This window comes from Aeromonas sp. PrichA-15, assembly GCF_017939245.1.
Classification (GTDB): Bacteria; Pseudomonadota; Gammaproteobacteria; order Enterobacterales; family Aeromonadaceae; genus Aeromonas; species Aeromonas caviae.
On record NZ_JAGKRH010000143.1, the window covers coordinates 1 to 4,711 of the forward strand.

The following is a 4,711-nucleotide window of genomic DNA, read 5'->3' on the forward strand; positions in this document are numbered from 1 at the left end:
AACTGATGCCGTATTTGCAGTACCAGCGTACGGCCCACAGAATGATGTCACGCTGAAAATGCCGGCCTTTGAATGGGTTCATGTGCAGCTCCATCAGCAAAAGGGGATGATAAGTTTATCACCACCGACTATTTGCAACAGTGCCCATAGGCTTCATCAGCGCCTGACTGGCGAGCACGATTCCGGCCCTAGCCGCAGGATCGCGCAGGACGACCTAGTTACGAACCAGGCCGAGTGTTCCTGACATCCATCGGCACCATAGTTCTGCTTATCCGGCACGCGCGCGTCAGGGGTGTGGTGAACTACAAAGCAGACCCGTTGAGGTTATCAGTTCGATGCACAATCAGCAGCGCATAAAATATGCACAAGAACAGGAGCACCCTTCGCATTAAGCTGTGGTGGTAACAAGTAGTGCCGGGCTACCATCAGCGAGCATGATGCGCTCCCACAGCATTCGCCTTGGCAGTATGGAAGTTCCTCGCTCCAGTTCGGGCCGGTATCCACCTCGAGTGACCCCAGCCGCCCCTCATGCCAACCGAGCCCATTAAGCGCAGAGTCGGCCGCAACTATCTCGGGGACGCATAAACACGCAGCGATTTACCAAGGAGTTCGGCTAGGTCAATCCGCAATTCCCTTTGCCTGGCCGGAGATGCCGCGAGCAAACAATGTGTCCGGTCGCTACCAGATGGACTTTGTGGGCGGAGGATTGCACCAGACGCTTCAGCGCAGCGTCGTACGATGAATCGGAAGGCCCGGTAAGCAATTGAAGAACCGCTGACCACCTCCCATCCGACAATGCAAGGGTGCCCCGCTCCCAGCGCGACACGGTTGCCTGATCCACACCCATTAATTCAGCTAGGTGACTTTGCTTCATATGACGAAGCAACCGCGCCCTCCGCACCTGCCGCCCCCTGTCATTCGTCAACATTCTTCAGCACCTCAATGTCGTTCGTAGTGAGCCTCATTTTTTCAAGACCGCCGATGATGAGAGCCAGGCCTCGCTCGAATGCCGCGTCCGGACCGCCTTCGTAGACGATTTTCATCGCGCTCTGTAGGCGCGCCGGCATCGTAGACGCTGAGGTGGTCAACTGATCTTCGCCCCGCTCCTCGGCGTCTGCCTCGCTAGCTTGCTGCTCAAGAACAGCGCCGACGGTGAAGTAGCTGATTGCCATCAACGCATAGGTCGCGTCACCTGCCGAAAAGCCAGCATCGCAAAGGAAGCGAAGCTGCGCGTCGGCTTTTTCCATCTGCGGCGCGGCTGGCCGCGTCCCGGCATGAATACGCGCGCCATCGCGATAAGCGAGCAACGCCCGTCGAAAACTGCATGCATTGCCCTTCAGGAACGAACGCCAGTCGTCGTCATCCCTTGGCGTCGAATGCGTGTGATTTATCGTCAGCATGGCTTCGGCAAGTGCGTCGAGCAACGCACGCTTGTTCTTGAAATGCCAGTAGAGCGCTGGCTGTTGCACCCCGAGGCGCTCAGCCAGTCGGCGCGTCGTTAGACCTTCCATGCCCACGTCGTTAAGCAGTTCGAGCGCGGTTCGGATCACGGCCTCGCGTTGGAGCTTGTTCATTCGCGAATTCTCATGTTTGACAGCTTATCATCGATAAGCTTTAATGCGGTAGTTTATCACAGTTAAATTGCTAACGCAGTCAGGCACCGTGTATGAAATCTAACAATGCGCTCATCGTCATCCTCGGCACCGTCACCCTGGATGCTGTAGGCATAGGCTTGGTTATGCCGGTACTGCCGGGCCTCTTGCGGGATATCGTCCATTCCGACAGCATCGCCAGTCACTATGGCGTGCTGCTAGCGCTATATGCGTTGATGCAATTTCTATGCGCACCCGTTCTCGGAGCACTGTCCGACCGCTTTGGCCGCCGCCCAGTCCTGCTCGCTTCGCTACTTGGAGCCACTATCGACTACGCGATCATGGCGACCACACCCGTCCTGTGGATCCTCTACGCCGGACGCATCGTGGCCGGCATCACCGGCGCCACAGGTGCGGTTGCTGGCGCCTATATCGCCGACATCACCGATGGGGAAGATCGGGCTCGCCACTTCGGGCTCATGAGCGCTTGTTTCGGCGTGGGTATGGTGGCAGGCCCCGTGGCCGGGGGACTGTTGGGCGCCATCTCCTTGCATGCACCATTCCTTGCGGCGGCGGTGCTCAACGGCCTCAACCTACTACTGGGCTGCTTCCTAATGCAGGAGTCGCATAAGGGAGAGCGTCGACCGATGCCCTTGAGAGCCTTCAACCCAGTCAGCTCCTTCCGGTGGGCGCGGGGCATGACTATCGTCGCCGCACTTATGACTGTCTTCTTTATCATGCAACTCGTAGGACAGGTGCCGGCAGCGCTCTGGGTCATTTTCGGCGAGGACCGCTTTCGCTGGAGCGCGACGATGATCGGCCTGTCGCTTGCGGTATTCGGAATCTTGCACGCCCTCGCTCAAGCCTTCGTCACTGGTCCCGCCACCAAACGTTTCGGCGAGAAGCAGGCCATTATCGCCGGCATGGCGGCCGACGCGCTGGGCTACGTCTTGCTGGCGTTCGCGACGCGAGGCTGGATGGCCTTCCCCATTATGATTCTTCTCGCTTCCGGCGGCATCGGGATGCCCGCGTTGCAGGCCATGCTGTCCAGGCAGGTAGATGACGACCATCAGGGACAGCTTCAAGGATCGCTCGCGGCTCTTACCAGCCTAACTTCGATCATTGGACCGCTGATCGTCACGGCGATTTATGCCGCCTCGGCGAGCACATGGAACGGGTTGGCATGGATTGTAGGCGCCGCCCTATACCTTGTCTGCCTCCCCGCGTTGCGTCGCGGTGCATGGAGCCGGGCCACCTCGACCTGAATGGAAGCCGGCGGCACCTCGCTAACGGATTCACCACTCCAAGAATTGGAGCCAATCAATTCTTGCGGAGAACTGTGAATGCGCAAACCAACCCTTGGCAGAACATATCCATCGCGTCCGCCATCTCCAGCAGCCGCACGCGGCGCATCTCGGGCAGCGTTGGGTCCTGGCCACGGGTGCGCATGATCGTGCTCCTGTCGTTGAGGACCCGGCTAGGCTGGCGGGGTTGCCTTACTGGTTAGCAGAATGAATCACCGATACGCGAGCGAACGTGAAGCGACTGCTGCTGCAAAACGTCTGCGACCTGAGCAACAACATGAATGGTCTTCGGTTTCCGTGTTTCGTAAAGTCTGGAAACGCGGAAGTCCCCTACGTGCTGCTGAAGTTGCCCGCAACAGAGAGTGGAACCAACCGGTGATACCACGATACTATGACTGAGAGTCAACGCCATGAGCGGCCTCATTTCTTATTCTGAGTTACAACAGTCCGCACCGCTGCCGGTAGCTATTGACTATCCGGCTGCACTAGCCCTGCGTCAGATGGCTCTGATCCAAGGCAAACTGCCAAAATATCTGCTGGCACCGGAAGTCAGCGCCCTGCACCATTATGTTCCGGATCTGCATCGCAGGATGCTGCTGGCTACCCTGTGGAACACCTACATCTGTATTAACGAAGCGCTGGCATTGACCCTGAGTGATTTTTCTCTGGTGCCGCCTTATCACTGTTGAAGGCCACCGCTCATCACGCGTTTGCTGACATTGAGCCCTGCCGGCCGATCGGCCTGAGACTCTCAGCACAGGAGACGGCGGGTGACGAGCGTATACTTTTTCGACGCTTGGTTGCGGTCGCGCTAGGCGTGGCCGCCGACGAACCCGCTGGTGTCGCCCTTGCGGAGCAGCGCAAGGCGGACCTTGCCACGACATCCCCTCGCCCGCCGATCGTCTAAATTCGTCGAGGTTAAGAAATTCCCGCTCCGGCGAGGCCATCACCATCACCGGCGTCAGGTAGTGGACATGGCAGCAGCGCACGCAGGGGCACTGTTGCAAAGTTAGCGATGAGGCAGCCTTTTGTCTTATTCAAAGGCCTTACATTTCAAAAACTCTGCTTACCAGGCGCATTTCGCCCAGGGGATCACCATAATAAAATGCTGAGGCCTGGCCTTTGCGTAGTGCACGCATCACCTCAATACCTTTGATGGTGGCGTAAGCCGTCTTCATGGATTTAAATCCCAGCGTGGCGCCGATTATCCGTTTCAGTTTGCCATGATCGCATTCAATCACGTTGTTCCGGTACTTAATCTGTCGGTGTTCAACGTCAGACGGGCACCGGCCTTCGCGTTTGAGCAGAGCAAGCGCGCGACCATAGGCGGGCGCTTTATCCGTGTTGATGAATCGCGGGATCTGCCACTTCTTCACGTTGTTGAGGATTTTACCCAGAAACCGGTATGCAGCTTTGCTGTTACGACGGGAGGAGAGATAAAAATCGACAGTGCGGCCCCGGCTGTCGACGGCCCGGTACAGATACGCCCAGCGGCCATTGACCTTCACGTAGGTTTCATCCATGTGCCACGGGCAAAGATCGGAAGGGTTACGCCAGTACCAGCGCAGCCGTTTTTCCATTTCAGGCGCATAACGCTGAACCCAGCGGTAAATCGTGGAGTGATCGACATTCACTCCGCGTTCAGCCAGCATCTCCTGCAGCTCACGGTAACTGATGCCGTATTTGCAGTACCAGCGTACGGCCCACAGAATGATGTCACGCTGAAAATGCCGGCCTTTGAATGGGTTCATGTGCAGCTCCATCAGCAAAAGGGGATGATAAGTTTATCACCACCGACTATTTGCAACAGTGCCC

The 4,711-nt window shown here is 57.5% G+C and carries 5 protein-coding genes and 1 pseudogene; 2 read left to right on the forward strand and 4 right to left on the reverse strand.

The window, feature by feature from the left end:
- A pseudogene (locus J9889_RS16575) lies at nucleotides 1–82 on the reverse strand (IS6 family transposase); the annotation flags it as partial.
- Nucleotides 83–914: 832 nt separating this feature from the next.
- The gene (gene tetR(C) / locus J9889_RS16585; protein ID WP_001038045.1) at nucleotides 915–1,574 is read right to left on the reverse strand and encodes a tetracycline resistance transcriptional repressor TetR(C); all 660 of its coding nucleotides are present in this window, start codon (nucleotides 1,572–1,574) and stop codon (nucleotides 915–917) included.
- Nucleotides 1,575–1,666: 92 nt separating this feature from the next.
- Here tetR(C) and tet(C) point away from each other — a divergent pair, with 92 nt between their 5' ends.
- Nucleotides 1,667–2,857 carry a tetracycline efflux MFS transporter Tet(C) gene (gene tet(C), locus J9889_RS16590; RefSeq protein ID WP_001297013.1) on the forward strand — a complete coding sequence of 397 codons (1,191 nt, stop codon included), beginning with the start codon at nucleotides 1,667–1,669 and terminating at the stop codon, nucleotides 2,855–2,857.
- A 55-nt stretch (nucleotides 2,858–2,912) separates the two neighbouring features.
- Here the strand turns inward: tet(C) and J9889_RS24715 are convergent, their stop codons facing one another.
- Nucleotides 2,913–3,041 carry a type VI secretion protein gene (locus J9889_RS24715; protein WP_001260374.1) on the reverse strand — a complete coding sequence of 43 codons (129 nt, stop codon included), beginning with the start codon at nucleotides 3,039–3,041 and terminating at the stop codon, nucleotides 2,913–2,915.
- Nucleotides 3,042–3,306: 265 nt separating this feature from the next.
- On the opposite strand from J9889_RS24715, the gene J9889_RS16605 reads away from it, so the two are divergent.
- On the forward strand, nucleotides 3,307–3,585 hold the full coding sequence (locus J9889_RS16605; protein WP_000015696.1) for a tyrosine-type recombinase/integrase: 279 nt from the start codon (nucleotides 3,307–3,309) through the stop codon (nucleotides 3,583–3,585).
- Between the two features lie 357 nt (nucleotides 3,586–3,942).
- Here the strand turns inward: J9889_RS16605 and J9889_RS16610 are convergent, their stop codons facing one another.
- Entirely contained in the window at nucleotides 3,943–4,647 is a 705-nt protein-coding gene (locus J9889_RS16610; RefSeq protein WP_001067855.1) for an IS6-like element IS26 family transposase, read from the reverse strand.
- Nucleotides 4,648–4,711: the final 64 nt, after the last annotated feature.

Bases quoted from the DNA above. Each gene is read 5' to 3' on its own strand.
- J9889_RS16605 (WP_000015696.1), top strand. From the start codon at position 3,307: ATGAGCGGCCTCATTTCTTATTCTGAGTTACAACAGTCCGCACCGCTG.
- J9889_RS24715 (WP_001260374.1), bottom strand. From the start codon at position 3,041: ATGCGCACCCGTGGCCAGGACCCAACGCTGCCCGAGATGCGCCGCGTG.
- J9889_RS16610 (WP_001067855.1), bottom strand. From the start codon at position 4,647: ATGAACCCATTCAAAGGCCGGCATTTTCAGCGTGACATCATTCTGTGG.